This window comes from Sulfuricella sp. (assembly GCA_041651995.1).
Classification (GTDB): domain Bacteria; phylum Pseudomonadota; class Gammaproteobacteria; order Burkholderiales; family Sulfuricellaceae; genus Sulfurimicrobium.
Genome location: JBAZID010000003.1, coordinates 26,373 through 51,347 on the forward strand (window position 1 = coordinate 26,373; position 24,975 = coordinate 51,347).

Consider the following 24,975-nt stretch of genomic DNA (forward strand, 5'->3'; position numbering starts at 1 on the left):
ATTTTACATCCAAATACAGAAAAATACAGGATCAGACAGGATTCTCAACCTCAATGAACTGATGTTTGATGCCGAACTGCTGCGCCAGATGTGCGCCAAGAGCCTGCACGCCATAACGTTCCGTCGCATGATGGCCCGCGGAAATAAACGCCACGCCGGATTCGCGTGCCAGATGCACCGTCTGCTCCGACACTTCGCCGGTGAGAAAAGCATCCACGCCCAGCTCAATGGCAGCAGCCAGATAATCCTGTGCCGCCCCGCTGCACCAGGCGATGCGGCGGATAATGGCACCCTCCTCACCCACGACCAAGGGCTGGCGCCGCAACTTCTCCCCCACCACGCCCCCCAGCCGCTGCAAGGACATGGGTTGCAGCAGACGGCCCACAGCAGCAATATTCTGCTCGCCAAAATATCCCTCGGCCTGGAAACCCAGCAATTGGGCCAGTTGCGCGTTATTGCCCAACGCTGGATGCGCATCCAGCGGCAAATGATAGGCCAGCAGGCTCATGCCATGTTCCATCAGATGAGCAATGCGGGCACGCTTGACGCCTGTGATCCGGGGCTCCTCGTTTTTCCAGAAATAACCATGATGCACCAGCACCGCATCCGCGCCCGCGGCACTTGCGGCTTGCAATACATCCAGGCTGGCGCTGACGCCGCTCACGATGGTCCTGATTTCAGGCCGTCCTTCCACTTGCACACCATTTGGGCAATAATCGCGGTAGTTTGAAATTTCCAGCAACTGCCCAATATATTTTTCCAATCCTTTTAATAACAACATTAAAGCGTTCTCCCTGACACCATGCGCAGACTTTGGCTCATCTTCGCGCAAAGCGCAACCATCGCGCTTGGCATACTGCTCGCAATCTCCCTGTTCCGCCCGGAACTTTTACCCTGGCGCGGCGGCGGCAATATCCTGGTGCAGGAAATTGCTCCCCAGAACGGCCCGCAGAAGCTGACGCCACTCAATCAGGCGGCGAAGAAAGCCATGCCGTCGGTAGTCAATATTTTCACCAGCAAGGAAACGCCCGCCCCGCGCCATCCCCTGATGGACGACCCGGTTTTCCGGCATTTCTTTGGCGACCGCCCGGACGCCGAACCGCAACAGCAGTCCAGCCTTGGCTCAGGGGTTATTGTCAGCACGGAAGGCTACATCCTGACCAACCATCACGTCGTGGAAGCAGCGGACGAGATCGAGGTAGCCCTCGCCGACGGCCGCACCAGTACGGCAAGCGTGATCGGTACCGACCCCGAAACGGATCTGGCCGTCGTAAAAATCAATCTCCCCAATCTCTCTGCCGTCACCTTCGGCCGGGTGGAAGAAGCGCAGGTCGGCGACGTCGTGCTCGCCATCGGCAACCCTTTCGGTGTTGGCCAAACCGTGACCATGGGCATTATCAGCGCCCTGGGGCGCAGCCATCTTGGCATCAACACCTATGAAAACTTCATCCAGACCGATGCGGCGATCAACCCCGGCAATTCCGGGGGGGCGCTGGTGGATGGCAACGGCAACCTGATCGGCATCAACAGTGCGATTTTTTCCAAATCCGGCGGTTCACTCGGCATCGGTTTTGCCATTCCCGCCAGCCTGGCGAGGCAGGTCATGGAACAGATCATTCAGCATGGAGCGGTCACGCGCGGCTGGATCGGAGTGGAAGTTCAGGACATCACGCCGGAGCTGGCCGAATCCTTCAAGCTGCCAGCGCCCAATGGCGCGCTGATCGCAGGCATTCTGCGCGGCGGGCCGGCGGACAAGGCAGGCATCAAGCCGGGAGATATTCTGCTGGAGGTCAACGGCAAGCCGATCACCGATTCCTCGACCATGCTCAACCAGATTTCCGCTCTTCCGCCCGGGAAACCCGCAGCGCTTAAACTGATGCGCAGCAAAACCGAAATCACTCTTCAGGTGAGCGTGGGAAAACGCCCCAAGATGGAACAGCGTCAAGCCGTGGAATAAGAAAAGCCGGGGGCCGGAAAGCACCTGAATCGGCCCGGGGGCGGGCCTCCTGCATCCCCGGGGAAGAACCTTGCGATCTTTGCGGTTAATTACGTTTTGACCGCTACTCGTGCTTGTCCTGTTTGGACTCGATGGCATCCAGTTCGCGCTCCATCTCGTCATCGTTCATCGGCCGGTAGGGTTCGGCTTCTTCTGCCGCCACGGGCTTCGACATCATCGAGGCCACCAGAATCCCTGCTTCATAGAGCAGCCAAAGCGGCACGGCCAGCATGATTTGCGAAATGACATCGGGCGGGGTGAAAATTGCACCCAGCACGAAGGCGCCGACAATCACGTAAGAGCGGATTTCCCTGAGTTTCTCCACGCTCACTACGCCCATCTTGACCAGCAGGATGACCGCCACCGGCACTTCAAAAGTGAAACCAAAAGCCAGGAACAAGGTAAGGACAAAATCCAGATACTTGTTGATATCAGTCATGACCGCCACGCCTTCCGGCGCCACCGAAGTCACGAAGCCGAACACCACCGGGAATACCAGGAAATAGGCGAATGCCATGCCGCACAGGAACAGCAGCGTGCTGGCGGCGACCAGCGGCGCGCCCAGCTTCTTTTCATGGCTGTACAAACCGGGGGCGACAAACGCCCAGATCTGATACAGAACATAGGGCAAAGCCACCAGGAAAGCCGTCATCATGGCCACTTTCATGGGCACGAAAAAGGGCGTGGTCACATCGGTTGCGATCATCTGTCCACCCTGCGGAAGACTTGCCAGCAGGGGGCTGGCCAACAGGGCATAAAGCTCCTTGGCAAAAGGGAAGAGACACACGAACACGATCAGCACCGCGATAATCGAGCGCACCAGCCGGGTGCGCAGTTCGATCAGGTGGGAAATAAAAGTTTCGCCGGGTTCGGGGGTGCTCATTGCCATTCCCGAATGTGCAGAGGGTCAGGCATTCTTGTTGTCTTTGATAGGTGCTTGTTCATGGCCTGCCTGATCCGGCGGCCCCAAATCCAGTTCCAGTTGCGGCAGCGGTGCTTCCGCCACTACGGCCGGAGCCTCTGGCAATGCAGATGAGGTCTCTATTGCTGATGGTGCCTGGGGGATTTCGATGATTTCGTGAATTTGCTGTTCCGCCGTCTGCAGCGCCTCACCACCTGCCTGCATGTCCCGCTTCACGGCATTCTCGATGGAGTTTACCGAAGCATGCATTTCTTCCTGCATCTTTTTCAGCTCATCAAGCTGTATTTCGCGATTGATATCGGCCTTGACGTCGGAAACGTAGCGCTGCATGCGGCCAAACAGGTGCCCGGCAGTACGCGCCACTTTCGGCAGGCGCTCGGGGCCGATGACGACCAGCGCGACAATGCCGACCAGGAGCAGTTCGGAGAAGCCGATATCGAACATAGAGGTGAGGTGTGAAACGTGAAGCGTGAGACGTGAAGTTTCCCCTCACCCCTCACCCCTCACCCCTCACGATGCCTTCGACTTTTCCTTGATTTCGCCTTCGATGGTCTGCCCGGAAACCCCTCCCTCAACCTTGGCAGGCGCTTTCTCTTCTTCCTTCACGGCTTCCTTGAAATTTTTCACCGCCCCGCCCAGATCTCCACCCATATTGCGCAGCTTCTTGGTGCCGAAGATCAGCAACACGATGACCAGAACGACCAACCAGTGCCAGATACTGAATGAACCCATTTCTTAAATCTCCAATTATTTAGGTGCGCGGCAATCGCGCATCACCGCCAAACACATGAACATGCAGGTGAAACACTTCCTGCCCTCCACCATGTCCGGTGTTGATCATGGTGCGAAAGCCATTTTCCAGACCCTGTTCCTTTGCCAGTTTTGGCGCCAGCAGCAACATCTTTCCCAGCAATGCCTGATGCACGGCCGTGCAATGATCGAGCGAATCCACATGGACCTTGGGAATAATCATGAAATGCACCGGGGCAATAGGGTGGATATCATGAAAGGCCAGCAGTTCATCGTCTTCGTAAATTTTTTTGCCTGGAATCTGATTCCTGACGATTTTACAAAAGATGCAATCCAGCATATTTTCTCCTTGAAGCACGCTTACTTCTGCTGTCGGCCAGCTTTTTAGTTCCGGCATAACCTGAAGGTTAGCCTACGCTGAAAATCTAGGCGCCATCCTGTCGCCCAGCTTTTTCCACCAGACCCGACAAGCCTTCGCGCCGGGCCAGTTCGGCCAGTACGTCATCAGGATGCAGGCCCTGCTGCGCAAGCAGAACCATGCTATGAAACCACAGGTCAGCCATTTCATACACCACTTGAGACTTGTCGCCACCCTTGGCCGCAATCACGGTTTCCGTTGCTTCCTCGCCGATTTTCTTCAGTATGGCATCCAGCCCCTTGGCGTAAAGCTTCGCCACATAGGAGCTATCCGGGTCGGCAAGTTTGCGGCTTTCCAGCGTTTCCGCAAGGCGGCTCAGAATCTCGCTCATTTCTCTCCCCCATCCTGAACAACAGCCTGGGCCGCCCGGTAAATTTCAGCCGGGTCTTTCAGCACCGGCTCCACAGATATCCACTCCCGCCCTTCCAGTTTCTGGAAAAAGCAGTTATGGCGCCCGGTGTGGCAGGCGATGCCGCCGACCTGTTCAATTTTGAGCAGGATCACATCTTCGTCACAGTCGAGGCGAATCTCATGCACTTTCTGCACATGGCCGGACTCTTCTCCCTTGTGCCACAGCTTCTTGCGCGAGCGCGACCAGTACACTGCCTCGCCGCTTTCCACCGTGCGCTTCAGGGCATCGCGATTCATCCATGCCACCATCAGCACCGCACCGCTGTCCTTGTCCTGCGCGATGGCCGGCACCAGACCATCGTGGGTCCAGTTGACTTTATTGAGCCAGGCATCCGACATGTTCTACAGCCTCACTTCAATCTGGTTTTTTGCCATATATTCCTTGGCCTGGCGTACCGTAAATTCACCGTAATGAAAAATACTTGCCGCCAGCACCGCATCCGCATGGCCTTTTTTTACGCCATCCACCAGATGATCGAGGTTGCCCACACCGCCGCTGGCGATCACCGGAACGCTCACGGCATCGGAAACAGCGCGCGTCAGATCAAGGTTGAAGCCGATCTTGGTGCCATCCCGGTCCATGCTGGTCAACAGGATTTCGCCCGCGCCCAGCGACTCCATGTTCTTTGCCCACGCCACGGCATCCAGGCCGGTATCCTTGCGTCCGCCATGGGTGAATACATGCCAGAGCAAAGGCTCGCCTTCCGCCGACACCTGTTTGGCATCGATCGCCACCACGATGCACTGCGAGCCAAAGCGTGACGAAGCATCCGCCACCAGTTGCGGATTGGTCACCGCAGCGGTATTGATGCCAACCTTGTCCGCCCCGGCATTGAGCAGGCGCCGCACATCGTCCACGCTGCGCACGCCACCGCCCACGGTCAGGGGGATAAATACCTGGTTAGCCACTTCCTCGATGATATGCAGAATGATGTCGCGCTCGTCGGAGCTGGCGGTGATGTCGAGAAAGGTCAATTCGTCCGCGCCCTGCTCGTCATAACGCCGGGCGATCTCGATCGGGTCGCCGGCATCGCGCAGGCCGACGAAATTCACTCCCTTCACCACACGACCGGCGGTAACATCCAGGCAGGGAATGATGCGTTTGGCTAATCCCATTTTTTTAGTGAGGAGTGAGGGGTGAGGAGCGAGGGAAATCCCGCTTACTCCTCACCCCTCACTCCTGTCTCCTCACTCAGTTCATCCGCCAACTTCTGAGCGGCGGCAAAGTCCAGCGTGCCCTCGTAGATGGCACGCCCGGTAATGGCACCCATGATGCCTTCGCTCTCCACGGCACACAGCCGTTTCACGTCTTCAATATCCGTCAGGCCGCCACTGGCGATCACCGGGATGGTCAGGGCGCGCGCCAGGTTCACGGTCGCCTCGATATTCACGCCGGAGAGCATGCCATCGCGACCGATGTCGGTATAGACAATGGCCTCCACGCCATACCCCTCAAATTTCCGGGCCAAGTCGACCACGTCATGACCGGTGAGTTTTGACCATCCATCCACTGCCACCTTGCCATCCCTGGCATCGAGGCCGACGATGATCTGGCCTGGAAAAGCATCGCAGGCTTCATGCAGGAAACCGGGGTTTTTCACTGCCGCGGTACCGATGATGACGTAGCTGATGCCGTTGTCGAGATAGCGCTCGATCGTCGGCAGATCGCGAATCCCGCCACCCAGTTGCACCGGGATTTCCGTCCCCACTTCCTTGACAATGGCACGAATGGCTTCGCCGTTCACCGGCTTGCCGGCAAAGGCGCCATTCAGATCCACCAGGTGCAGGCGGCGGCCCCCCTGTTCGACCCAATGCCGCGCCATTTGGGCGGGATTCTCGGAGAAAATCGTGGCTGAATCCATCTCGCCCTGTTTGAGGCGGACGCAATGGCCATCTTTCAAATCAATCGCTGGAATCACTAACATGGTCTAGGCACTGTAACAGAAGGGTTAAAAAAATCGGGCGGAAATAATTTACAGGCAGGCGTCAGCGCCACAGGCGCCAACTTGCACCCGCCCGTCCCACATCACAAAATTGGCCAGCAGGGTCAAGCCTGTCGCCTGGCTCTTTTCAGGGTGGAATTGCACGGCAAAAATATTATCCCGCGCCACCGCCGCGGTAAATGCAAATGGATACAGCGTGAATCCAGCCACCAGATCCGGGTCGCCGACCTCGACATAATAACTGTGCACGAAATAGAAACGCGCCGCATCGGGGATTCCCGACCACATCGGATGCCCTGCTGACTGGTGCACCTCGTTCCAGCCGATGTGCGGCACCTTGAGCTTCTGGCCCTTGTCATCCACCATGGCTTCGGCGGGGAAGCGCAGCACGCGACCAGGAAGAATAGCCAGCCCGGCCGAATTGCCTTCTTCGGAGGATTCGAACAGGGCCTGCATGCCCAAGCAGATTCCCAGGAAAGGCTTGCTCTGTGCGGCTTCCACAACTGCCTGGCGCAGGCCGCGACTTTCCAGTTCATGCATGCAATCCGGCATCGCCCCGACACCGGGAAACACGACTCGGCCAGCCTTGGCGATTACGTCCGGATCACTGCTCACGACAATATCCAGTTGCGGCGCAACATGCTCCAGCGCTTTCGCCACCGAGCGCAGATTGCCCATGCCGTAATCAATGACTGCGATATCAGCCATGCTTACAGGCTTCCCTTGGTGGAAGGCATCACGCCCGCCATGCGTTCATCCGCCTCGACCGCCATGCGCAAGGCACGGCCAAAGGCCTTGAATACCGTTTCCGCCTGGTGATGCGCGTTGACACCGCGCAGGCAATCCACGTGCAGCGTTACGCCGGCATGGTTGACGAAGCCCTGGAAGAACTCGCGCACCAGGTCGGCATCAAATTCGCCGATGCGGGCGCGGGTAAACTCCACTTCGAACACCAGTCCAGGCCGGCCGGAAAGATCCAGCACCACGCGCGACAGCGCCTCGTCCAGCGGCACATAGGCCTGTCCGTAGCGGCGCACGCCCTTCTTGTCGCCAATTGCCTGGGCAAAAGCCTGGCCGAAGGTGATGCCGATATCTTCCACGGTGTGGTGCGCGTCAATATGCAGGTCGCCCTTGGCCGACACATCCAGATCCATCAGCCCGTGGCGGGCGATCTGGTCCAGCATGTGGTCGAGAAACGGCACGCCGCTGGCAAGACGAGCCTGACCGCTGCCATCCAGATTGAGGGTGACGCTGACCTGGGTTTCCAGGGTATTGCGGGTAATTTGGGCTGTGCGCATAAAAGCAAATCACTTAAAGGGTGTTCATTCTAACCCAGCACATCTAACGGGCAAAGCGTTTGGCTTTCAATGCTGCCTCATCAATCCGGAATACGGTAAATTCCTTTACGACGAATTTCCTTGTACATCTCATCAGACGCCAGGTCAGCCCCATTGGGCCACGTGATCGCCCCGCAATCAAGGTAGGCTTTGCCAAAGAATGCGGGCGCGCGCAGTTCCTCGAATACACCCGCATCCGGCCCATTGACCAGCGCGGAAACATCATCGATACCGGTCAATCCGTCGTTGAACGTGACCGCCAGTTGCCACTCAGGAAGCACGCCAAGCGCTCGCAGCCGCCATGGCGCGGCGGGAATTACTCCTGCGGCTTGATAGGTTTCGGTAATTGTTTCGCTCGACATAAGTGCCAGTCCTCCATCAATTCGGCTCTATGCTCGTTGGCCCACTCCAGCACCATGACCAGCGCCCGGCGCGGAAGTTTCTATGCGGTGCGCCGCTTTGCCCCACGCCCGACTGAACGGCCGGTTAAGCGGGCAGTCTGCTCAGTGAGCACAAGCAGACCCAACAGCGCCTCATTGACAGCCTCGGCTGTCGGAAACGCCTTGGCAACCTTGTCATCGAGCAATACGAGGTTGGTGCCCTTGGCATACTGTTTCAAGTACTTGCCGCGGACGCCTTTGCCCAAATCCTCGCGCCGATATTCGGCGCGCATTTCGTCCTTGCTATCCGTGTTCATAAATTCCTCGCTCATGTTTTGTTGCTTTTCGGGCACTGATAATCCTGACGGCACGCTTGCGTTTTGTATGAACCACCACCAGAAGCTGCCCTTTGTGTGAGACTCCGAAAGTCAGCATGCGTTCTTCCGCAGCGGAATGGTCAGGGTCTTCGAATGTGTAGGCCAGCGGATCGCCAAAAACCGTGGCTGCCTCTTCGAAAGACACGCCGTGTTTCAACTTGTTTGATTCCGATTTTGCGGCGTCCCACTCGAATTTCAGCATTGCAAATCCCTGGCGTTATTACGCACTTCAATAGACTTCTCGGCAGTATCAGGGCGAGCCACAAGTGTAGCCAGATGTGCAAGCATGAAGGCGGCCCTGACACGACCGGATAATTGAGAGACGAAGATGCCGCGCGCAATTTGCGTTGAGAGAGCTGATTCAAGGTCTTTGATTTTCTGGGCTTTATCTACTTCCTGATGGTACTCAACACCATTTAACCAGTCCCTCAGTGTCTTGTCGTGAAATAGAGGAACGCCATTCACTGATACCTGAAAATACGGTTGATAGTCTCCGTGCTCATACGTTGATCGGATGTGCTTGAGATGTTGAGCTAGAGCAGTACCTTTTGCTTTTTTTCCAAATATTGCTGCGGTAAGTTCAAATGACGCAGGTTCTCTTGATAAAAATACCGGGCGCGCCAAATGAAGAAGTTCACAGACATCGCCATAGGAAAAGGAAGACACCTCAAACGTAATGCCCGTCTCAGCGGAGCAGTTGATGTTTTTGACCCGAGGGAATTCCCCTGTGAAAATTCGCGCCTCTTTCAAACGATCACAGTTCGCAAGGTAGTGCTCAAGAAGTTGAAGATCTTCGTCGTCAAACTGCAACGCCAATTCCTCGCTACTGGTGCCGTCTTCTGATGTTGTCTTTAGCTTAATAGTACGCATGTTCTTTCAAGGCTAACGCAAAGCTAGCCAACACAATAAAATTGGTGCGGAGGGAAGGAATCGAACCTTCCGCGTTCACTCTTAGCAGGCAACACGGTCTATACAAGTTTTTCTCTCATTTGGGTTGGAATTTCCACCAGGCTCCGCAGGAACGCTATTCCGCACCAAAGACATGCCACAAAACTAAAAATAAAGGCGTTTAAGTTTTTCATGGCTACCCCCATAACGGTTAATGCTGCACCAACAACGGAGATGGAAATTGCCAACCCAAACGAGATTGCAACTTGTACTTCAATATGCACCTGTACTTCTAAGCCAGTTCGTCGGCAACAACTTTATGTACCGCTATCGTTAAAACTGAAGGCCGCACTACTTTTGGCGCGTCTCGAAAGAATGCAAAGTAGGCTCGACCCTGGCCCCTTCGGTTTTGATTCCAGGTTTAATCTATATGCGGGTGGATTCCAAAATATGCTTCTCTTCAAAAGCCAAAAGGTCATTTTCTTTCGCACCCATGTATTCGTCACCATCATCCGCGACCCCACAAAAAGAAGAAATTCTGCCAACAATCTTCCCTGCGTCAATTGATTCAACTACCACCCGAATTGTTACGTTCTCTTTGGTTTCTAAATCGATTCTATCTCCGATCCGAGTTGGTTTCTTGTCGAGTCGTGCATCTTGTCCAGCAAATTGAGTGGGGGATATATCAACACCAGCGTTCCGTTCAACTAAATTTTCGAGTGTACGTACATTCATCATTTTATCCTCGGTTGGTTACCGTTTCGGTGTGGAACGTATTGCGGGAAAAACTTAAATTGAAAATCCAATCGGATCATACAACTGAGAAATCCGGCAAAATTGCTGTCCATCCTTCCAGTTGATTTTCCCTCTTTCCATCTTAATGCTGCCCAATGCCAGTCTCACTAAAGCATGGGAGCGATATTTCAAATCCTTGGTGGCAGGAGAAACAAGTACCTCATCAATGAAATCGAACTTATCTTCGATCATGGCTCCAACATGTGCATCAATTATTTTTTCATCCGGCGTAAAAATAAAGCGGTATTCAGATTCCGTTCTAAACGGAATATGCTTATGAAATAACCCCGCAAGATATGGTGACCTGAATGTTTTCCCCCAGTCGCTACCGAACGCATCGTAATGAACTCTTCCGCCAAATAATTTCCCATTCGGCAAACCGCCTAAAAACAGCGCCTTCAATTTATCCTGCGTTGTTCTTATCCTGACACCGCCCGATGGGCAATAAGCCCGCCACATCGCGTCTGAACCAAATTCGGCAATTTCCTTATTGGCAATGATTCGCTCTTCGTCAGTGCTATATAGGCGAGGGTCATCGTCCTGCAATGACCAGCAACTCCCAAAATATTCATCCAGTGATTTGTCGGAGAATTCATGATCTGGATACTGAACCTTTTTAAATTCTTGGCGCATTCCTTCGCGAGCATCGTCCCATTTTGTTACCTGTCTAAGCCAGATTTTTTTCAAGCCAAGCAACGAAAGAAAGGCATCTGTCGATAGATAGCGATAGAGTTTGGCGTCTCTGTCCGGCTCTGTTTCACCAGCCCCTATAAAACTTTCGTAAGCTACGTTATTCATAATTGCCTCATTTAACTCGCCAAACCCAACCGGGCAATGCATCCAGACGTGCTTTTCGCTCCGGTGACAAGCTGTCTTTTGTTTTTCGTTGGATGCTTACCCAGCTACCAACTCGATAGCCATCTGCCGTTTTGTATAGTGCAGGAGGCAAACAATGCCCCTCTCGGTCTGCGAAATCCTTAAGATAACGGAACCCTTCTTCCCACTTATCAAAAAAAGGATCCCAACCCCAACCGGGCAATGCTTCCAGCCGTGCTTTTCGCTCCGGTGACATGCTGTCTTTTGCTGTTCGTTGGTTACTTACCCAGCTACCGAGTCGATATCCATCTGCCGTTTTGTAAATGATAGGAACCTTGGCACGCCCCTCTCGATCTGCGAATTCCTTCAGATGGCGAAATCCTTCTTCCCATTTTTCTGAGAAACGATCCCAACTCCAACCGGACACCGCTTCCAGCCTTGCTTTTCGCTCAGGCGACATGATGTCTTTTGTTGTTCGTTGAGTATTTACCCAAGCACCAACTCGATATCCATCTTCTGATATGTAATTTAGGGGAATTTTGGCATGGCCATCACGTTCCATGAACTCCTTGAGATATCGAAATCCTTCTTCCCACCTATCCGAGAAAAGATCCCAACTCCATCCAGGTAACGTTTCCAGCCGGGCTTTGCGCTCCAGAGACAGGCTGCTTTTTGTTGCCCGTTGAGCATTTACCCAACTACCGACCTGATACCCATCTGATGTTTTGTAAGCGGCAGGAGCCTTTGCATGCCCTTCACGTTCCACGAACGCCTCCAACAACCCAAACCAGTAATTCCAGGATTCAGTGACCCGCTCAACCAAATAGGTGCGCAGTGCGCTGCCAAAATTCGCATCTACCGTCGCAGGCAGGACAATAAAAATTTTGTGCATGCTCTCGGCGCTGACGCTTTTCCCTGCCTGCCGCCCAAGCTCAGTTCTGATCTGATCCAGTTCGCAAGCCAGCACATCGTCGTGCGCTTTTAGCGCATTCAGCACATCCCAGATAGGTTTGAAGTGGCTGGCTTCTATCGTGTCTTCGGCATTTCCCCCCGCTGCAATAAACACCGGCAGGACGATGGTGCCAGCCTTCTTGTCCGGGCTCAGGCGAATGGCGCGCCCCACCGCCTGGATGATGTCCACCTGGCTGCTGCGCGGATCGATAAACGCCACGCCATCGAGGGAGGGCACGTCCACGCCTTCGGACAAACAGCGCGCGTTGCTCAGCACCCCGCGCTCGTCTGCGCTCAGCGCCTTGAGCTGGTCGAGCTTCACCTTGCGCTTGTTGGCGGGCATGTCGCCGGAGACGAAGTCGGTGCGCAGGGTTCCGCTGGGGCGGTGTTCGTCGCTGATCCAGGTCATGACGTTTTGCATGTCGGTGGTGAAGCGCTCGGCACGTTTGACGCGACTGTGGAAGCTGATGATGCGCTTGAGGTCGTAGTCCTTGATGGCCTTGAGCAGGCCGATCTGGGCGGCGAGCGATTCGGTGTCGGTTTCCATGCCCGTGCCGGTGGTGACCAGTTCGCGGTTGGCGATCCACTGCGCGATGGTGGGGTCATCCACGCCGATGATGACGACGCGGTAATCGGTGAGCAGTTTGCGTTCGATGGCTTTGCCGAATGGCAGGGCGTACAGCACTTCGCCAAACAGGGCGGCGTTGTCCATGCCGACCACTTCGACACCGCGATCTTCGGCGGCTTTTTTGACGTTGCTGGAATAGGTGCGCGGGGTGGCTGTGGCAAATAACCTTTTGGCACTGCGTATCTGTGCGTTGTCGAGGGCGGCGGTGAAATCGCTGCCGACCTTGCCCGCGCAACGGTGGGCTTCGTCGGCCACGGTCAAGTCAAAGGCGGGGATGGCTGGGTCGGACTGGGCGGCGGCGATGACGGAGGAGGATTGGTAGGTGGAGAAAACCACGCGATTGCCTGCGCCAGCGAGAAAAATCCTGACTTCATCGGCATCCGAGGTGACGGGGAAGGCGAGGTCGGCCACGCTGTGGATGGCTTCGTCGTTGCCCTTGCTGCCGACGGTTTGATCCGAGCAGACGCACAGCACTTCAAACGGGGTGGCGGCGGCGAATGTCCATTCGCGCAGCAGTTGGGAGAGCAGGCCCAATGAGGGAACCAGTACCAGGGTGCGCTGTGCGGCAAGCCGCTCCTTGATCCATAGCGTGACGTAAGTCTTGCCCGTGCCGCAGGCCATGATGAGCTGGCCACGGTCGGCGGTTTGCAGCCCTTGGGTTACGGCGGCGATGGCTTCGAGCTGATGGTCGTGCTGGCCGTCGTTCGGCGTGGGCCGGGGTTTGCGCTTGCCTTGCGAGAGTGCGGCGAGATTGGCGGGATAGTCCAGCACCGAGCGCTCGAAATCGGACAGCAGGAAACGAACAACGGGTTTTTCCTGCGCTTCGCAGACCTGCCTGGCGTTGCCGCCGATGCGGTCGGTGGTGGCAATCAGCAGGCGGTGTTTGATGCCTGGCCGGTTGGATTCGCTGAGGAATTTATCGACATCGTGTTTGGTGATGTCGTAGTCGGGCGAGTAGCACTTGGCTTGCACCGCCCAGTGCTCGCCGTTCCTGTGCTGGAACACGAGGTCAATGCCGCAATCCGCACCCCAGCGTCCCGGCCATTCTTCCCACAGCCATATTTGGTCAACCTGGGTGGCCCATTCAGGATCGGCCTTGAGGAACCATTTGACGAAGTGCTCGAACTGCTTGCCCCGCTTGGCGGGGTCGGCATCGAGGCTGTGGTAAAAATCGGAAAATTGGCCGGTCATTTCATACTCAAGTATTCCGTAAAAGACGCATTCATTATCGCGCCCCGATAGCTCGCTACGTGAGCCTCAAACAGGCGCGGCCAGAATTTCCTTGAGTGCGGAAATCAGCGCGTCGCATTGCTCGTCTGTTCCGACCGTGATGCGCATGAATGGCGCGATGCGTGCTGGATTCTTGAAGTGCCGCACGATGATGCTGCGCTCGCGCAAGCTGGCCGTGAGTTCTGCGCCGCCATGCGCAGGATGGCGCGCGAAAATGAAATTGGCCGCCGAAGGCAGCACCTCGAAGCCCAGGGCCTCGAGCTCGCCCACCAGGCGGCTGCGCGAGGCCATCACCTTGCGGCGGGTCTCGTCGAAATAGGCACGGTCCTCCATCGCGGCGGCGGCACCGGCGATGGCGAAGCGGTCCAGCGGATAGGAATTGAAGCTGTCCTTCACCCGGTTGAGCGCATCGATCAGGCCGGCATGGCCGATGGCGTAGCCCACGCGCAGTCCGGCCAGTGAGCGGGATTTGGACAGGGTGTGGACCACCAGCAGCTGGGGGAAACGGTCCACCAGGGCAACCGCCGATTCGCCGCCGAAATCGATATAGGCCTCGTCGACCACCACCACCGAGTCAGCATTCGCTTCCAGCAGGCGTTCGATTTCCGCCAGCGGCAACGGGCATCCCGTGGGCGCATTCGGGTTGGGAAAAATGATGCCGCCGTTGGGCTGCATGTAGTCGTCGACGCGAATCCCGAAGCTTTCCGTCAGCGGCACGGTCCGGTAATCCACGCCATAGAGGCCGCAATACACCGGATAGAAGCTGTAGGTAATGTCGGGGAACAGCAGCGGCGCATCGTGCTGGAGCAGGGCCTGGAAAGTGTGCGCCAGCACTTCGTCCGAGCCGTTGCCGACGAACACCTGCGCTGGCTGCACGCCATGACAGGCCGCAATGGCTTCCTTGAGCCGGTCGGCATTGGGGTCGGGATAGAGCCGCAGGCTGTTGCCCACTTCCGCACGCATCGCCTCCAGCGCCTTGGGGCTGGGGCCGTAAGGATTTTCGTTGGTGTTGAGCTTGACCAGGTTCGCCAGCTTGGGCTGCTCGCCCGGCACGTAGGGGGTCAGGCCGTGAACGACGGCGCTCCAGAAGCGGCTCATGAGCCTATTTGCTTCCCATGCGGTATTCGGCGGAGCGAGCATGGGCCTGCAGGCCCTCGCCATAGGCCAGCTCGGAGGCAATCTTGCCCATGGTCTTCGCCCCGGCCGGGGATACCATGATCAGGCTGGAGCGTTTCTGGAAATCGTACACACCCAGCGGCGAGGAAAAACGCGCGGTGCGCGAGGTCGGCAGCACGTGGTTGGGCCCGGCGCAGTAATCGCCCAGCGACTCGCAGGTCTGGCGGCCCATGAAAATCGCGCCGGCGTGGCGGATTTTGGCGGTGAGCGCGACCGGGTCTTCCACCGACAATTCGAGGTGCTCGGGAGAAATGTAGTTGGCGATTTCCGCGGCTTCGTCCAGATCCCTGACCGCGATCAGCGCGCCGCGATTTTCCAGCGCGGTGCGGATGATTTCCTGGCGCGGCATTTCGGGCAGGAGCTTGTTGATGCTGGCGGCAACAGCATCAACAAAGGCCGCATCCGGCGCCAGCAGGATGGATTGCGCCAGTTCGTCGTGCTCGGCCTGGGAAAAAAGGTCCATGGCGATCCAGTCGGGGTTGGTCTGGCCGTCGCAGATGATGAGAATCTCGGAAGGCCCGGCCACCATGTCGATGCCCACCACGCCGAATACCCGGCGCTTGGCCGCCGCCACATAGGCGTTGCCGGGGCCGACAATCTTGTCGACCTGCGGCACGGTCTGGGTACCATAGGCCAGCGCGCCCACCGCCTGCGCCCCGCCGATGGTGAACACGCGGTCCACGCCGCAAACATGCGCCGCGGCCAGCACCAGCTCGTTGACCACGCCGCCCGGCGTCGGCACCACCATGATCAGTTCCCTGACCCCGGCCACCTTGGCGGGGATGGCGTTCATCAGCACCGAGGAGGGATAGGCTGCCTTGCCGCCGGGCACGTACAGGCCGACGCGGTCCAGCGCCGTGACCTGCTGGCCCAGCATGGTGCCGTCCGGCTCGGTGTAGTTCCACGAATGCATCAGCTGCTTCTCGTGGTACACACGCACCCGCTCCGCCGCCTGCTGCAGGGCTTCGCGCTGTTGCGGCGGCAGATCATCGAACGCCTGCTTCAGACGGCTTGCAGACATTTCCAGCTCGGCCATGGAAGCCGCTTCCAGCTTGTCGAAGCGCTGGGTATATTCGAGCACCGCGGCGTCACCGCGAGCTTTTACGTCGTGCAGAATCCCCGCCACCACCTGGTCAACGGATTCATCCTGGGCTCCCTCGAAGGCAAGCAATTCGTGCAGCCGCGCCTGAAAATCAGGCTGGGCACTGCTGAAGCGTTTGATATTCAACATGATGGGATACGTCAATGGATAAAGATTGGGATTATAAATCAGGCCTTGAGGCAAGCGGCAAAGGTATCCAGCAGCGGCTGAATCTGGGCATGCTTGAGTTTGAGCGCGGCCTGGTTGATGACCAGGCGCGAACTGATCTGCATGATTTCCTCCACCGCCACCAGCTTGTTGGCCTTGAGCGTGCCGCCGCTGCTCACCAGGTCGACGATGGCATCGGCCAGACCCACCAGGGGAGCCAGTTCCATCGAGCCATAAAGCTTGATGAGATCGACGTGCACGCCCTTTTTGGCGAAGTGTTCGCGCGCCGTTTGCAGGTATTTGGTCGCCACGCGCAGGCGCGCGCCTTGCCGGACTGCACCTTCGTAGTCGAAGCCCTCTGGCACGGCGACCATCATGCGGCATTTGGCGATCTGCAGATCCAGCGGCTGATACATGCCGGCGCCGCCATGTTCGTGCAGCACATCCTTGCCCGCGATGCCGAGATCGGCTGCACCGTATTGCACGTAGGTCGGCACGTCCGAAGCGCGCACGATGATGAGCCGCACATCGTCGCGGTTGGTGCCCAGAATCAGCTTGCGCGAGGACTCGGGATCTTCCTGCGGGACAATGCCCGCGGCCGCCAGGAGGGGCGTGGTTTCTTCAAAAATGCGGCCCTTGGAGAGGGCGATGGTAATCATGATCAATGCACTCGCTTTATTCGCGCCCCCAGCTGGGACAGCTTCTCTTCGATACATTCGTAACCGCGATCAAGGTGGTAAATGCGCTCCACCGTGGTTTCTCCCTGCGCCACCAGGCCGGCGATCACCAGGGAAGCGGAAGCGCGCAGATCGGTGGCCATCACCGTTGCACCGCTCAGCTCCGGTATGCCGCGCACCACGGCCGTATTGCCTTCCACTTCGATATCCGCGCCCAGACGGCGCAATTCCTGCACGTGCATGAAGCGGTTCTCGAAAATGGTTTCGGTCATGGTTGCCGCCCCCTGGGCCACCGTATTCAGGGTCATGAACTGGGCCTGCATGTCGGTCGGGAATGCCGGGTAAGGCGCGGTACGAATATTCACCGCCTTGATCGGCCCGGACATTTCCAGGCTCACCCAGTCCGCGCCGGATTCGATTACGGCACCAGCTTCGTGCAGTTTATCCAGCAGGGCATCAAAAATTTCAGGCCGCATATTACGCAGTTTAACCTTGCCCCTGGTTGCCGCGGCAGCGACCAGGAAGGTTCCCGCTTCGATACGGTCAGGCATGACGCTATAACTGGCGCCATGCAGACGCTCAACACCGCGGATGGTGATAATGTCCGTGCCCGCGCCCTCGATGTTTGCACCCATGGCCTTGAGACATTCGGCCAGGTCCACGACCTCCGGTTCGCGTGCGGCATTTTCCAGCACCGTAACACCCTCCGCCAGCGTTGCCGCCATCATCAGGTTCTCGGTGCCGGTGACGGTCACCAGATCCATGAAAATGCGCGCACCCTTGAGCCGCCCTGCGCTCGCGTTGATGTAACCATGTTCGATGGAGATACTCGCCCCCATCGCTTCCAGTCCCTTGATGTGCAGATCCACAGGCCGCGAACCAATGGCACAGCCGCCGGGGAGCGACACGCGCGCCCGGCCGAAGCGAGCCAGCAGCGGCCCCAGCACCAGAATCGAGGCGCGCATGGTCTTGACCAGCTCATAGGGCGCTTCCGGATTGGTAATGCTGCGCGCATCCAGCGCGACGCCCAGCTTCTCGTCCACCGAAATGCCCATGCCCATCTGGCCCAGCAGGCCAATCATGGTGGTCACATCGTGCAGATGGGGGACATTTGAAACCTGTAGCGTTCCCTCGGCCAGAAGACCGGCGCACAGAATCGGCAGGGCGGCATTCTTGGCTCCGGAAACACGGACTTCTCCGTTCAGAGGGACGCCGCCCTGAATAACGAGTTTATCCATTGATCAGGCTTGCTTGGCGTTTGCCAGCAGCGGCTGCAGCTCGCCTTTTTCGTACATTTCCTTGGCGATATCCGAGCCGCCGATCAATTCACCATTGATGTAAAGCTGCGGGAAGGTCGGCCAGTTGGCGTAATCCTTGAGGTTTTCATAAACCTCCGCATCCGCCAGCACATTGACGGAAAAAAACTCTGTGCCGCACGCCTTCAGCACCTGGGCTGCAAGGTTGGAAAAACCGCATTGCGGGAACTGCGGGGTGCCTTTCATGAACAGCACCACCGGGTGCCCGTTGACGATCTGGCCAATTCTTTCCAAAGCTGCTTTGTTCATGATATTTATTCCTGAAATTAGATTGATGTTAACCCGCTTGCTTGCGCCATTCCTCGGGGGTAAAAGTTTTCATTGCCAGGGCATGGATTTCTCCGCCCATGCGCTCTCCCAGCGCCTTGTAAACAAGCTGGTGCTGTTGCACGGTGCGCTTGCCGTTGAACTCGGCGCTGACGATCACGGCCTCGAAATGCTGACCGTCGTCTCCATCCACCCTGACGTACTCGCACGGCAAATCGTTCTGGATATATTGTTTGATCTGATCTGCTGTAACCATTTATTTTCTCAATTTGTAACCGCTCTTGAGCAAGAGCAAAGTCGCTAATGATAATGCCAAAAAGCAGGCGGCGACAATCGCAAGCGCCAACAGCGGCGAAACATCCGACACGCCAAAAAATCCGTAACGGAAACCGTCAATCAGGTAAAAGAACGGATTGGCGTGGGAAACAGCCTGCCAGAAGGGTGGCAGCGAATGAATCGAGTAGAACACCCCGGATAGAAAAGTCAGGGGGACAATGATGAAATTCTGCACCGCCGCCATCTGGTCGTAGTTTTCCGCCCACAGGGAAGAAATGATACCCGCCGCCCCCAGCGTGGCGCAGCCCAGTATGGCAAAGACCAGCACCCACAGCGGATGCGCCAGCGACAGCGGCACAAACCACCAGCCGGCCAGGCCCACTCCCAGACCCACCACCGCTCCGCGTGCCACAGAGGCCGCCACGTAAGCTGTAAAAAACTCCCAGTAGGCCAGCGGCGGCAGCAGCATGAATACAATATTGCCGGTCATCTTGGACTGGATCAGGCTGGACGAGCTGTTGGAAAAAGCATTTTGCAGCATCGCCATCATCACCAGACCGGGAATGAGAAACGCAGTGTAGTTGACTTCCGGATAAACCTGGACATGCGCCTCCAGCACATGGGAAAAAATCAGCAGATAAAGCAGGGTCGTCACCACGGGGGAAAGGATGGTCTGCAGGCTGACTTTCCAGAAACGCAGCAATTCCTTGTAAAACAGGGTCCACAATCCCGTCATGATTTCACCATTTCGAGGAAGACATCTTCCAGGTCCGGCTTGACCACTTCGAGATCTTCCAGCGCAACGCCCGACTCGCGCAAGGCCGCCAGCACGCCCTCCAGTTCGGCATGACGCCGCAGGGAGAGCTTGAATATTTCCCCATCCCGCCCGCACGACAGCGCCTGCAATGAATCTGGCAAGCATGCGGGCGCGAGCTTGAGACGCAACTGAATAGCTTTGTGACGGCTCAGCAGATTGACGGTGGTATCCAGCGCCACGACCTGCCCCTGCTTCAGCATGGCCACGCGATTGCACAAAACCTCTGCTTCTTCGAGATAATGCGTGGTGAGAACAATGGTATGACCCTGCTGGTTCAAACGCTGGATGAATGCCCACAGGCTCTGGCGCAATTCCACATCCACCCCTGCGGTCGGCTCGTCGAGCACGATGACCGGCGGCTTGTGCACCAGCGCCTGCGCCACCAGTACGCGTCGCTTCATGCCGCCGGAAAGGTGGCGCACATAGGCATCCGCCTTCTCGGTCAGCGCCAGGCGCTCCAGCAATTCATCAATCCAGGCATTATTGTTGCGAATACCGAAATAACCAGACTGGAAGCGTAGCATTTCACGCACGGTGAAAAATGCGTCGTACACCAGCTCCTGCGGCACGACACCAATGGAACGCCGCGCCTGGCGATAGTCGGCCCTCACATCATGGCCCAGCACGGCCAGCCTGCCGCTATCGGCCAGGGCCAAACCGGCGAGGATATTGATCAGGGTGGATTTGCCCGCGCCATTGGGGCCGAGCAGGGCAAAAAACTCGCCCTGCTGAACGGTCAGGTCGATCCCGCACAATGCCTGCACGTTACCGAAGCGCTTGTGAACCTGCTGGATTTCAATTGCGGGGGGAGTCACGAGATTCGGGGCGGAAGCTGCGCCAGTCAAGCGGCGGGCAGCAATTCCTTGACGTCATACACTTTCAACAAGGATTGCAGATTTTCCGAAAGATTATGCAACTGCAGCTGACGGCCGCGTTGCGCAGCCTGGCGCGCCCATTCCAGCAACAGGCTGACCGCAGCCGAATCCACGTCCTCCACCCCGGCGAGATTCAATTCCCAGATGCCGTCTTCGGCAAACAGCGCCTTGCTCTCGCGCAACCATGCACTGACAGTGGCAATGGTCAGCGGGCCACTGAAGTCGAAACGGTTGCCATTGCGTACTATCATTTTTTTCCGGTCGTCACAGCCGTGCCGCTGCTTTTGGCTTCCCTGCGGTTCTTGTCCGCCAGTACCTTGATCAAACCATCAATCCCCCGGCTCTGAATCTCGGCACTGAAAGAAGAACGATAATTGGTCACCAGACTTACGCCATCAACTGACACGTCGTACACCTTCCAGCCATCAGCGCCTTTTTCCAGGCTGTAATCGATTGGAATAGGCAGCCCGCCTGGCTGATTCACAATGGTTTTTACCGTAACGTCGGTATCGCCGGGAGCCAGTTTTGCCGGCCGGTAATCAATCGTCTGGTCCTTATAGGAAGTCAGGGAACCTGAATAAGTGCGAACCAGCAGGGTACGGAACTCCTGTATCAGGGCTTGCTTCTGCGCGGGTGAAGCCTTGGGCCAGTGACGGCCGACCGCAAGCTGTGCCATGCGCGCAAAAGCGAAATGGGGCAACACCTTGGCTTGCACCAGTTCCAGGACTTTTTGTGAATTTCCAGACTGAATATCCTTGTCCTGCTTGATGATGGTCAGCACTTCCTGGGCGGTATTTTTCACCAGAGCATCCGGCGCCATCTCCGCTGCGCCGGCAATGGAACCCGCCATCAGTGCACATGCCATCAATAGAGTACGTATCCTGCGTATCATTTGTAATCTCCCGTTACCTTGGCCAAGCGGGCCACATGCATGTTGTATTCATTGACCGCAAGCAGATACTCGACCTGTGTCGTGGCATAGGCCTTTAACGCCTCACTGACGCGACCCGGTTTCTCCAGACCCGCATTGAAATCGGCGTAGGAGGCCACCATCCAGCGCCGTGCTGCTGCCGCGCCCGTAGCCAGCTCCCGCTGGGCAACGTGGTATGCCTGCATCTGGGTATAGGCTTCCGCCACTTCAAAAGGAATCCCGGCCAAGGCAAAACGATTCTTCGCCAGCAGGGCATCCAGCTCAGCCTGCGCCTGTGCCACGCGCGCGGGCACCACGTCAAATGCCATATCCCATTTCACGCCCACCACCGGCGTCACCCCGGCATGGTTAAAGGCATCGTAAATGTATGGATTTTCCAGTTTGTCACGTCGCGAGGCATAAGAGAAACTACCCACCACACCGGCGTAAATATTGGGGTACATTTCGGCTTTTTTCGCATCCACCAGCGCGCGGCGGGCGTTCAGGCCAGCTTCCAGCTGAGCCATTTCAGGGCGGCCAGTGATGGCCTTGCCCTGAAAATCCGCCAGCGACGTAGCAGGCAGGGCAACCGGCTTCAGCCCCTCGTCCGCGACCTCAAGATTGCCGTCCAGACCAACCCCCGTCAGGGTTTTCAGGCCATTCAGGCTGATGGTTTCCACCGCTTGAGCCTGGGAAAGATACTTGTTCAGCAAGGCGCGCTTGGCATGCATCTCATACAGATCGGACTGAGTTGCCTGCCCATTATCTTCCTTGAGCGATTTCTCGACCTGCGCCACCGCGTTATCGACCTTGGCGCGTACATCCTCCAGCATGCGCCGCGTGTCACGCGCAGTCAGGTAGCCGTAATAAGCCCGGCTCACGTCCAGCACGGTATCGCCACGCTGCAGGCGGACATCCTGGCGCTTCACGTCAATGTTGCCCTTGGCCGCGTCGGTATAACGCTCGATCTTTCCAAACGTATAAAGCGGCTTTACGATGGAAAACTGCAGCGATGTCCAGTCTGAAAGACCTTTCCAGTCATAGGCATCATTGCGCGGCGTGGTGCCGGAAGTTGCCCCGCCCTGGTAAAACCCACCCTCGACCTTGGGTGCCAGGCCAACGAAAAGATTGGCATCCAGGCGCAAACCGTTATTTCCTTGCGCCTCTTCCAGCAAGGCGCGTGCATGTTCTACCAGCTGTTCACGTTCCTGGATACGTGGATCGGCATTCAGGCTCATATCGATAGCCTGTTGCAGATTCACTACCTGAGCCTGCCCAGCCCCTGCAGAAATGAATGTCCAGGCACCCAGCGCCACTGCCAGCCATCGCTTGTTCATTTGACTTCTCCGCCATCAGCCGCCTTGTTATAGAGAAATTGCCCAATCAGGCTTTCCAGCACCACGGCCGACTGGGTGATCTTGATCTTGTCGCCATCCTTGAGTTGAGCGCTATCGCCCCCGGTTTCAAGCGCGATGTACTGCTCGCCCAGCAATCCGGAGGTCATGATGCTGGCGGAGGTGTCCTTGGAAAACGAGTATTGTTTATCCAGCTTGAACGTCGCCACCGCTTCGTGCCGCTCCCCATCAAAGTGAACTGCCGAGACCCGTCCGACCACTACACCCGCACTCTTCACCGGAGCCCGCGCCTTAAGCCCGCCAATATTACTGAAACTGGCCGTCACACTATAGCTGTCAGACATGTTTACGCCGCCCAGGTTTCCCACCTTCAGCGCCAGAACCAGAATAGCGCCCAGACCCAGCAACACGAACAAGCCAACCCACAAATCGATTGTGGTGCGCTCCATTAGCCTTCTCCCCGAAACATAAATGCAGTCAACATGAAATCCAGCGCCAGAATGGCCAGCGATGATGTCACCACGGTGCGCGTTGTCGCACCGGATACGCCCTCCGCCGTGGGCGGCGCATCATAGCCTTCAAACAGGGCAATGGCTGTCACCGCCACGCCGAATACAAAACTCTTGAAAATGCCATTGACGATGTCCTGCTGAAAATCCACCGCATTCTGCATCTGCGACCAGAACGAGCCCTCGTCCACGCCGATCAGCTTCACGCCGACCAGATAGCCGCCAAACACACCCATGGCAGAAAACATTGCCGCCAGCAGCGGCATGGAAATCACGCCAGCCCAGAAACGCGGTGCGACGACGCGGGCAATCGGATTGACCGCCATCATCTCCATGGCTGAAAGCTGCTCGGTTGCCTTCATCAGGCCGATCTCGGCGGTAATCGCCGACCCGGCACGACTGGCAAACAGCAGCGCCGCCACCACCGGCCCCAACTCACGCACCAGGGACAAGGCCACCATCACGCCCAGCGCCTCTTCCGAGCCATATCGCTGCAGGGTGTCATAACCCTGCATTCCCAGCACCATACCGACGAACAAGCCCGAAACCAGGATAATAATGAGCGACAGCACCCCGGTAGAAAACAGCTCCTTGATGACGAGATGAAACCGGCGAAAACTGGAACCCGAATGCAGCAGTATCAACACAAAAAAACGGCTGGCCACGCCCAGGCGCCACAAACTGTTGACCACTCGGTGACCAATGCCCCGAACACCCTTCACCAGGCGGCTAGGCACTTTGCCCTCCCAACCGCAAATCGGTTCCATAGGGGCTTGCCGGGTAATGGAAGGGAACCGGGCCATCTTCCTCGCCATGCACAAACTGATGCACGAAAGGCTTGTTGCTGGCGCGCATTTCCTCCGGCGTGCCATGGGCCACGATCACCCCTTCCGACACGAAATAGACATAGTCAACAATAGCCAGAGACTCATGGACATCGTGAGTCACCACAATGGATGTTGCGCCCAAGGCATCATTCAGGCGGCGAATCAGGTTGCCGATCACGCCGAGAGAAATCGGGTCCAGGCCAGCAAAGGGCTCGTCATACATGATCAGCATCGGGTCCAGCGCCACCGCCCGCGCCAGCGCCACTCGCCGCGCCATGCCGCCGGAAAGCTCGGAAGGCATAAGATCCCTTGCTCCACGCAGGCCGACGGCATGTAGCTTCATCAGCACCAGATCACTGATCACGCTTTCTGGCAAATCGGTGTGCTCGCGCATCTGGAATGCAACATTGTCGAACACAGACATGTCGGTAAACAGGGCACCAAACTGAAACAGCATGCCCATACGGCGGCGCATGTGGTAGAGGCCATCCGCATCGAGTTCGTGCACCGTCTGCCCGTCAACCAGCACCTTCCCGTGAGCAGGCCTGATCTGGCCGCCGATCAGGCGCAGCAGGGTGGTTTTGCCGCAACCGCTGCCGCCCATGATGGCCACCACTTTGCCGCGCGGCACGCTCATGCTGATCCCATTGAGAATCGGGCGCTTGCCATAGGCAAAACTGACATCGTTAAATTCGACCAGATTATCGCTGGGCATAATTGACCGGGCACATTAGCAAAGGCTGAAATTCTATACTATAGTCAAAACCCAATCCAGCGCCCAATCGTGCGCCTGCAAGCAGGATTGGCAACGAACACCTGAACTGGCACCAGTGCGCCCATGGGATTCGAACTATTTCATGAAACCGCCATGCTGCCCTG

The 24,975-nt window shown here is 57.0% G+C and carries 34 protein-coding genes and 1 pseudogene; 1 reads left to right on the plus strand and 34 read right to left on the minus strand.

Going from position 1 to position 24,975, the window contains the following annotated elements:
• Positions 1 to 31: 31 nt before the first annotated feature.
• On the minus strand, positions 32 to 781 hold the full coding sequence (locus WC392_06455) for a Nif3-like dinuclear metal center hexameric protein (protein MFA5242007.1): 750 nt from the start codon (positions 779 to 781) through the stop codon (positions 32 to 34).
• Between the two features lie 21 nt (positions 782 to 802).
• On the opposite strand from WC392_06455, the gene WC392_06460 reads away from it, so the two are divergent.
• A complete protein-coding gene (locus tag WC392_06460) occupies positions 803 to 1,957 on the plus strand; it encodes a Do family serine endopeptidase (protein MFA5242008.1) in 1,155 nt (384 codons plus the stop codon).
• A gap of 103 nt (positions 1,958 to 2,060) precedes the next feature.
• On the opposite strand, the gene tatC is transcribed toward WC392_06460, so the two are convergent.
• The 33 genes and pseudogenes from tatC to WC392_06625 form a co-directional block, all read right to left on the minus strand.
• On the minus strand, positions 2,061 to 2,879 hold the full coding sequence (gene tatC / locus WC392_06465) for a twin-arginine translocase subunit TatC (protein MFA5242009.1): 819 nt from the start codon (positions 2,877 to 2,879) through the stop codon (positions 2,061 to 2,063).
• A 24-nt stretch (positions 2,880 to 2,903) separates the two neighbouring features.
• Positions 2,904 to 3,362 (minus strand): Sec-independent protein translocase protein TatB, encoded by a 459-nt coding sequence (gene tatB, locus WC392_06470; protein MFA5242010.1) that lies wholly within the window; start codon positions 3,360 to 3,362, stop codon positions 2,904 to 2,906.
• A 66-nt stretch (positions 3,363 to 3,428) separates the two neighbouring features.
• Positions 3,429 to 3,650, minus strand: a complete 222-nt coding sequence (gene tatA / locus WC392_06475) for a Sec-independent protein translocase subunit TatA (GenBank protein MFA5242011.1) — start codon at positions 3,648 to 3,650, stop codon at positions 3,429 to 3,431.
• Between the two features lie 19 nt (positions 3,651 to 3,669).
• The gene (locus WC392_06480; GenBank protein ID MFA5242012.1) at positions 3,670 to 4,008 is read right to left on the minus strand and encodes a histidine triad nucleotide-binding protein; all 339 of its coding nucleotides are present in this window, start codon (positions 4,006 to 4,008) and stop codon (positions 3,670 to 3,672) included.
• Between the two features lie 85 nt (positions 4,009 to 4,093).
• Entirely contained in the window at positions 4,094 to 4,417 is a 324-nt protein-coding gene (locus tag WC392_06485) for a phosphoribosyl-ATP diphosphatase (protein ID MFA5242013.1), read from the minus strand.
• The gene (gene hisI / locus WC392_06490; GenBank protein ID MFA5242014.1) at positions 4,414 to 4,836 is read right to left on the minus strand and encodes a phosphoribosyl-AMP cyclohydrolase; all 423 of its coding nucleotides are present in this window, start codon (positions 4,834 to 4,836) and stop codon (positions 4,414 to 4,416) included. The genes WC392_06485 and hisI overlap by 4 nt, the downstream gene beginning before the upstream one ends.
• Before the next feature lie 3 nt (positions 4,837 to 4,839).
• The gene (gene hisF, locus WC392_06495) at positions 4,840 to 5,613 is read right to left on the minus strand and encodes an imidazole glycerol phosphate synthase subunit HisF (protein ID MFA5242015.1); all 774 of its coding nucleotides are present in this window, start codon (positions 5,611 to 5,613) and stop codon (positions 4,840 to 4,842) included.
• 44 nt (positions 5,614 to 5,657) lie between these two features.
• Positions 5,658 to 6,422, minus strand: a complete 765-nt coding sequence (gene hisA / locus WC392_06500) for a 1-(5-phosphoribosyl)-5-[(5-phosphoribosylamino)methylideneamino]imidazole-4-carboxamide isomerase (protein MFA5242016.1) — start codon at positions 6,420 to 6,422, stop codon at positions 5,658 to 5,660.
• Between the two features lie 48 nt (positions 6,423 to 6,470).
• The gene (hisH, locus tag WC392_06505) at positions 6,471 to 7,148 is read right to left on the minus strand and encodes an imidazole glycerol phosphate synthase subunit HisH (protein MFA5242017.1); all 678 of its coding nucleotides are present in this window, start codon (positions 7,146 to 7,148) and stop codon (positions 6,471 to 6,473) included.
• A gap of 2 nt (positions 7,149 to 7,150) precedes the next feature.
• Complete coding sequence (gene hisB / locus WC392_06510) at positions 7,151 to 7,738, minus strand: imidazoleglycerol-phosphate dehydratase HisB (GenBank protein ID MFA5242018.1); 588 nt, start codon at positions 7,736 to 7,738, stop codon at positions 7,151 to 7,153.
• A gap of 80 nt (positions 7,739 to 7,818) precedes the next feature.
• On the minus strand, positions 7,819 to 8,139 hold the full coding sequence (locus tag WC392_06515) for a DUF2442 domain-containing protein (protein MFA5242019.1): 321 nt from the start codon (positions 8,137 to 8,139) through the stop codon (positions 7,819 to 7,821).
• A pseudogene (locus WC392_06520) lies at positions 8,094 to 8,207 on the minus strand (DUF4160 domain-containing protein). Before WC392_06520 ends, WC392_06515 begins: the two are co-directional and overlap by 46 nt.
• 12 nt (positions 8,208 to 8,219) lie before the next feature.
• A complete protein-coding gene (locus WC392_06525; GenBank protein ID MFA5242020.1) occupies positions 8,220 to 8,510 on the minus strand; it encodes a hypothetical protein in 291 nt (96 codons plus the stop codon).
• On the minus strand, positions 8,461 to 8,736 hold the full coding sequence (locus WC392_06530) for a BrnT family toxin (protein ID MFA5242021.1): 276 nt from the start codon (positions 8,734 to 8,736) through the stop codon (positions 8,461 to 8,463). Before WC392_06530 ends, WC392_06525 begins: the two co-directional genes overlap by 50 nt.
• On the minus strand, positions 8,730 to 9,404 hold the full coding sequence (locus WC392_06535; protein MFA5242022.1) for a hypothetical protein: 675 nt from the start codon (positions 9,402 to 9,404) through the stop codon (positions 8,730 to 8,732). Before WC392_06535 ends, WC392_06530 begins: the two co-directional genes overlap by 7 nt.
• A gap of 98 nt (positions 9,405 to 9,502) precedes the next feature.
• A complete protein-coding gene (locus WC392_06540) occupies positions 9,503 to 9,706 on the minus strand; it encodes a hypothetical protein (protein ID MFA5242023.1) in 204 nt (67 codons plus the stop codon).
• Between the two features lie 142 nt (positions 9,707 to 9,848).
• The gene (locus WC392_06545) at positions 9,849 to 10,160 is read right to left on the minus strand and encodes a hypothetical protein (protein MFA5242024.1); all 312 of its coding nucleotides are present in this window, start codon (positions 10,158 to 10,160) and stop codon (positions 9,849 to 9,851) included.
• Positions 10,161 to 10,211: 51 nt separating this feature from the next.
• Entirely contained in the window at positions 10,212 to 11,015 is an 804-nt protein-coding gene (locus WC392_06550; protein ID MFA5242025.1) for a DUF2971 domain-containing protein, read from the minus strand.
• A 7-nt stretch (positions 11,016 to 11,022) separates the two neighbouring features.
• Complete coding sequence (locus WC392_06555; GenBank protein ID MFA5242026.1) at positions 11,023 to 13,803, minus strand: Helicase associated domain protein; 2,781 nt, start codon at positions 13,801 to 13,803, stop codon at positions 11,023 to 11,025.
• Between the two features lie 66 nt (positions 13,804 to 13,869).
• Positions 13,870 to 14,940 (minus strand): histidinol-phosphate transaminase, encoded by a 1,071-nt coding sequence (gene hisC, locus WC392_06560; protein ID MFA5242027.1) that lies wholly within the window; start codon positions 14,938 to 14,940, stop codon positions 13,870 to 13,872.
• 4 nt (positions 14,941 to 14,944) lie between these two features.
• Positions 14,945 to 16,246 carry a histidinol dehydrogenase gene (hisD, locus tag WC392_06565; protein MFA5242028.1) on the minus strand — a complete coding sequence of 434 codons (1,302 nt, stop codon included), beginning with the start codon at positions 16,244 to 16,246 and terminating at the stop codon, positions 14,945 to 14,947.
• Between the two features lie 41 nt (positions 16,247 to 16,287).
• Complete coding sequence (gene hisG / locus WC392_06570) at positions 16,288 to 16,932, minus strand: ATP phosphoribosyltransferase (GenBank protein MFA5242029.1); 645 nt, start codon at positions 16,930 to 16,932, stop codon at positions 16,288 to 16,290.
• Positions 16,929 to 18,182 carry a UDP-N-acetylglucosamine 1-carboxyvinyltransferase gene (murA, locus tag WC392_06575; protein MFA5242030.1) on the minus strand — a complete coding sequence of 418 codons (1,254 nt, stop codon included), beginning with the start codon at positions 18,180 to 18,182 and terminating at the stop codon, positions 16,929 to 16,931. Before murA ends, hisG begins: the two co-directional genes overlap by 4 nt.
• A gap of 3 nt (positions 18,183 to 18,185) precedes the next feature.
• Positions 18,186 to 18,509 carry a Grx4 family monothiol glutaredoxin gene (grxD, locus tag WC392_06580; GenBank protein ID MFA5242031.1) on the minus strand — a complete coding sequence of 108 codons (324 nt, stop codon included), beginning with the start codon at positions 18,507 to 18,509 and terminating at the stop codon, positions 18,186 to 18,188.
• A gap of 28 nt (positions 18,510 to 18,537) precedes the next feature.
• A complete protein-coding gene (locus WC392_06585; GenBank protein ID MFA5242032.1) occupies positions 18,538 to 18,783 on the minus strand; it encodes a BolA/IbaG family iron-sulfur metabolism protein in 246 nt (81 codons plus the stop codon).
• Positions 18,784 to 19,539, minus strand: coding sequence for an ABC transporter permease (locus WC392_06590; protein ID MFA5242033.1), 756 nt, complete (start codon positions 19,537 to 19,539; stop codon positions 18,784 to 18,786).
• Positions 19,536 to 20,435, minus strand: a complete 900-nt coding sequence (locus WC392_06595; protein MFA5242034.1) for an ABC transporter ATP-binding protein — start codon at positions 20,433 to 20,435, stop codon at positions 19,536 to 19,538. Before WC392_06595 ends, WC392_06590 begins: the two co-directional genes overlap by 4 nt.
• Positions 20,436 to 20,461: 26 nt before the next feature.
• Complete coding sequence (locus WC392_06600; GenBank protein MFA5242035.1) at positions 20,462 to 20,746, minus strand: STAS domain-containing protein; 285 nt, start codon at positions 20,744 to 20,746, stop codon at positions 20,462 to 20,464.
• Positions 20,743 to 21,360 (minus strand): ABC transporter substrate-binding protein, encoded by a 618-nt coding sequence (locus WC392_06605; protein ID MFA5242036.1) that lies wholly within the window; start codon positions 21,358 to 21,360, stop codon positions 20,743 to 20,745. The genes WC392_06600 and WC392_06605 overlap by 4 nt, the downstream gene beginning before the upstream one ends.
• A 23-nt stretch (positions 21,361 to 21,383) precedes the next feature.
• Complete coding sequence (locus tag WC392_06610) at positions 21,384 to 22,742, minus strand: TolC family protein (GenBank protein ID MFA5242037.1); 1,359 nt, start codon at positions 22,740 to 22,742, stop codon at positions 21,384 to 21,386.
• Entirely contained in the window at positions 22,739 to 23,209 is a 471-nt protein-coding gene (gene mlaD / locus WC392_06615) for an outer membrane lipid asymmetry maintenance protein MlaD (protein MFA5242038.1), read from the minus strand. The genes WC392_06610 and mlaD overlap by 4 nt, the downstream gene beginning before the upstream one ends.
• Positions 23,209 to 24,006 carry a lipid asymmetry maintenance ABC transporter permease subunit MlaE gene (mlaE, locus tag WC392_06620; GenBank protein ID MFA5242039.1) on the minus strand — a complete coding sequence of 266 codons (798 nt, stop codon included), beginning with the start codon at positions 24,004 to 24,006 and terminating at the stop codon, positions 23,209 to 23,211. The genes mlaD and mlaE overlap by 1 nt, the downstream gene beginning before the upstream one ends.
• Complete coding sequence (locus WC392_06625; GenBank protein MFA5242040.1) at positions 23,999 to 24,811, minus strand: ABC transporter ATP-binding protein; 813 nt, start codon at positions 24,809 to 24,811, stop codon at positions 23,999 to 24,001. The genes mlaE and WC392_06625 overlap by 8 nt, the downstream gene beginning before the upstream one ends.
• Between the last annotated feature and the right edge of the window lie 164 nt (positions 24,812 to 24,975).

What these genes read in the sequence shown, in the direction of transcription:
- WC392_06455 (MFA5242007.1), bottom strand. Translation starts at nt 781, where the DNA reads ATGTTGTTATTAAAAGGATTGGAAAAATATATTGGGCAGTTGCTGGAA.
- WC392_06460 (MFA5242008.1), top strand. Translation starts at nt 803, where the DNA reads ATGCGCAGACTTTGGCTCATCTTCGCGCAAAGCGCAACCATCGCGCTT.
- tatC (MFA5242009.1), bottom strand. Translation starts at nt 2,879, where the DNA reads ATGAGCACCCCCGAACCCGGCGAAACTTTTATTTCCCACCTGATCGAA.
- tatB (MFA5242010.1), bottom strand. Translation starts at nt 3,362, where the DNA reads ATGTTCGATATCGGCTTCTCCGAACTGCTCCTGGTCGGCATTGTCGCG.
- tatA (MFA5242011.1), bottom strand. Translation starts at nt 3,650, where the DNA reads ATGGGTTCATTCAGTATCTGGCACTGGTTGGTCGTTCTGGTCATCGTG.
- WC392_06480 (MFA5242012.1), bottom strand. Translation starts at nt 4,008, where the DNA reads ATGCTGGATTGCATCTTTTGTAAAATCGTCAGGAATCAGATTCCAGGC.
- WC392_06485 (MFA5242013.1), bottom strand. Translation starts at nt 4,417, where the DNA reads ATGAGCGAGATTCTGAGCCGCCTTGCGGAAACGCTGGAAAGCCGCAAA.
- hisI (MFA5242014.1), bottom strand. Translation starts at nt 4,836, where the DNA reads ATGTCGGATGCCTGGCTCAATAAAGTCAACTGGACCCACGATGGTCTG.
- hisF (MFA5242015.1), bottom strand. Translation starts at nt 5,613, where the DNA reads ATGGGATTAGCCAAACGCATCATTCCCTGCCTGGATGTTACCGCCGGT.
- hisA (MFA5242016.1), bottom strand. Translation starts at nt 6,422, where the DNA reads ATGTTAGTGATTCCAGCGATTGATTTGAAAGATGGCCATTGCGTCCGC.
- hisH (MFA5242017.1), bottom strand. Translation starts at nt 7,148, where the DNA reads ATGGCTGATATCGCAGTCATTGATTACGGCATGGGCAATCTGCGCTCG.
- hisB (MFA5242018.1), bottom strand. Translation starts at nt 7,738, where the DNA reads ATGCGCACAGCCCAAATTACCCGCAATACCCTGGAAACCCAGGTCAGC.
- WC392_06515 (MFA5242019.1), bottom strand. Translation starts at nt 8,139, where the DNA reads ATGTCGAGCGAAACAATTACCGAAACCTATCAAGCCGCAGGAGTAATT.
- WC392_06530 (MFA5242021.1), bottom strand. Translation starts at nt 8,736, where the DNA reads ATGCTGAAATTCGAGTGGGACGCCGCAAAATCGGAATCAAACAAGTTG.
- WC392_06535 (MFA5242022.1), bottom strand. Translation starts at nt 9,404, where the DNA reads ATGCGTACTATTAAGCTAAAGACAACATCAGAAGACGGCACCAGTAGC.
- WC392_06545 (MFA5242024.1), bottom strand. Translation starts at nt 10,160, where the DNA reads ATGATGAATGTACGTACACTCGAAAATTTAGTTGAACGGAACGCTGGT.
- WC392_06550 (MFA5242025.1), bottom strand. Translation starts at nt 11,015, where the DNA reads ATGAATAACGTAGCTTACGAAAGTTTTATAGGGGCTGGTGAAACAGAG.
- WC392_06555 (MFA5242026.1), bottom strand. Translation starts at nt 13,803, where the DNA reads ATGACCGGCCAATTTTCCGATTTTTACCACAGCCTCGATGCCGACCCC.
- hisC (MFA5242027.1), bottom strand. Translation starts at nt 14,940, where the DNA reads ATGAGCCGCTTCTGGAGCGCCGTCGTTCACGGCCTGACCCCCTACGTG.
- murA (MFA5242030.1), bottom strand. Translation starts at nt 18,182, where the DNA reads ATGGATAAACTCGTTATTCAGGGCGGCGTCCCTCTGAACGGAGAAGTC.
- grxD (MFA5242031.1), bottom strand. Translation starts at nt 18,509, where the DNA reads ATGAACAAAGCAGCTTTGGAAAGAATTGGCCAGATCGTCAACGGGCAC.
- WC392_06585 (MFA5242032.1), bottom strand. Translation starts at nt 18,783, where the DNA reads ATGGTTACAGCAGATCAGATCAAACAATATATCCAGAACGATTTGCCG.
- WC392_06590 (MFA5242033.1), bottom strand. Translation starts at nt 19,539, where the DNA reads ATGACGGGATTGTGGACCCTGTTTTACAAGGAATTGCTGCGTTTCTGG.
- WC392_06600 (MFA5242035.1), bottom strand. Translation starts at nt 20,746, where the DNA reads ATGATAGTACGCAATGGCAACCGTTTCGACTTCAGTGGCCCGCTGACC.
- WC392_06605 (MFA5242036.1), bottom strand. Translation starts at nt 21,360, where the DNA reads ATGGCATGTGCACTGATGGCGGGTTCCATTGCCGGCGCAGCGGAGATG.
- WC392_06610 (MFA5242037.1), bottom strand. Translation starts at nt 22,742, where the DNA reads ATGAACAAGCGATGGCTGGCAGTGGCGCTGGGTGCCTGGACATTCATT.
- mlaD (MFA5242038.1), bottom strand. Translation starts at nt 23,209, where the DNA reads ATGGAGCGCACCACAATCGATTTGTGGGTTGGCTTGTTCGTGTTGCTG.
- WC392_06625 (MFA5242040.1), bottom strand. Translation starts at nt 24,811, where the DNA reads ATGCCCAGCGATAATCTGGTCGAATTTAACGATGTCAGTTTTGCCTAT.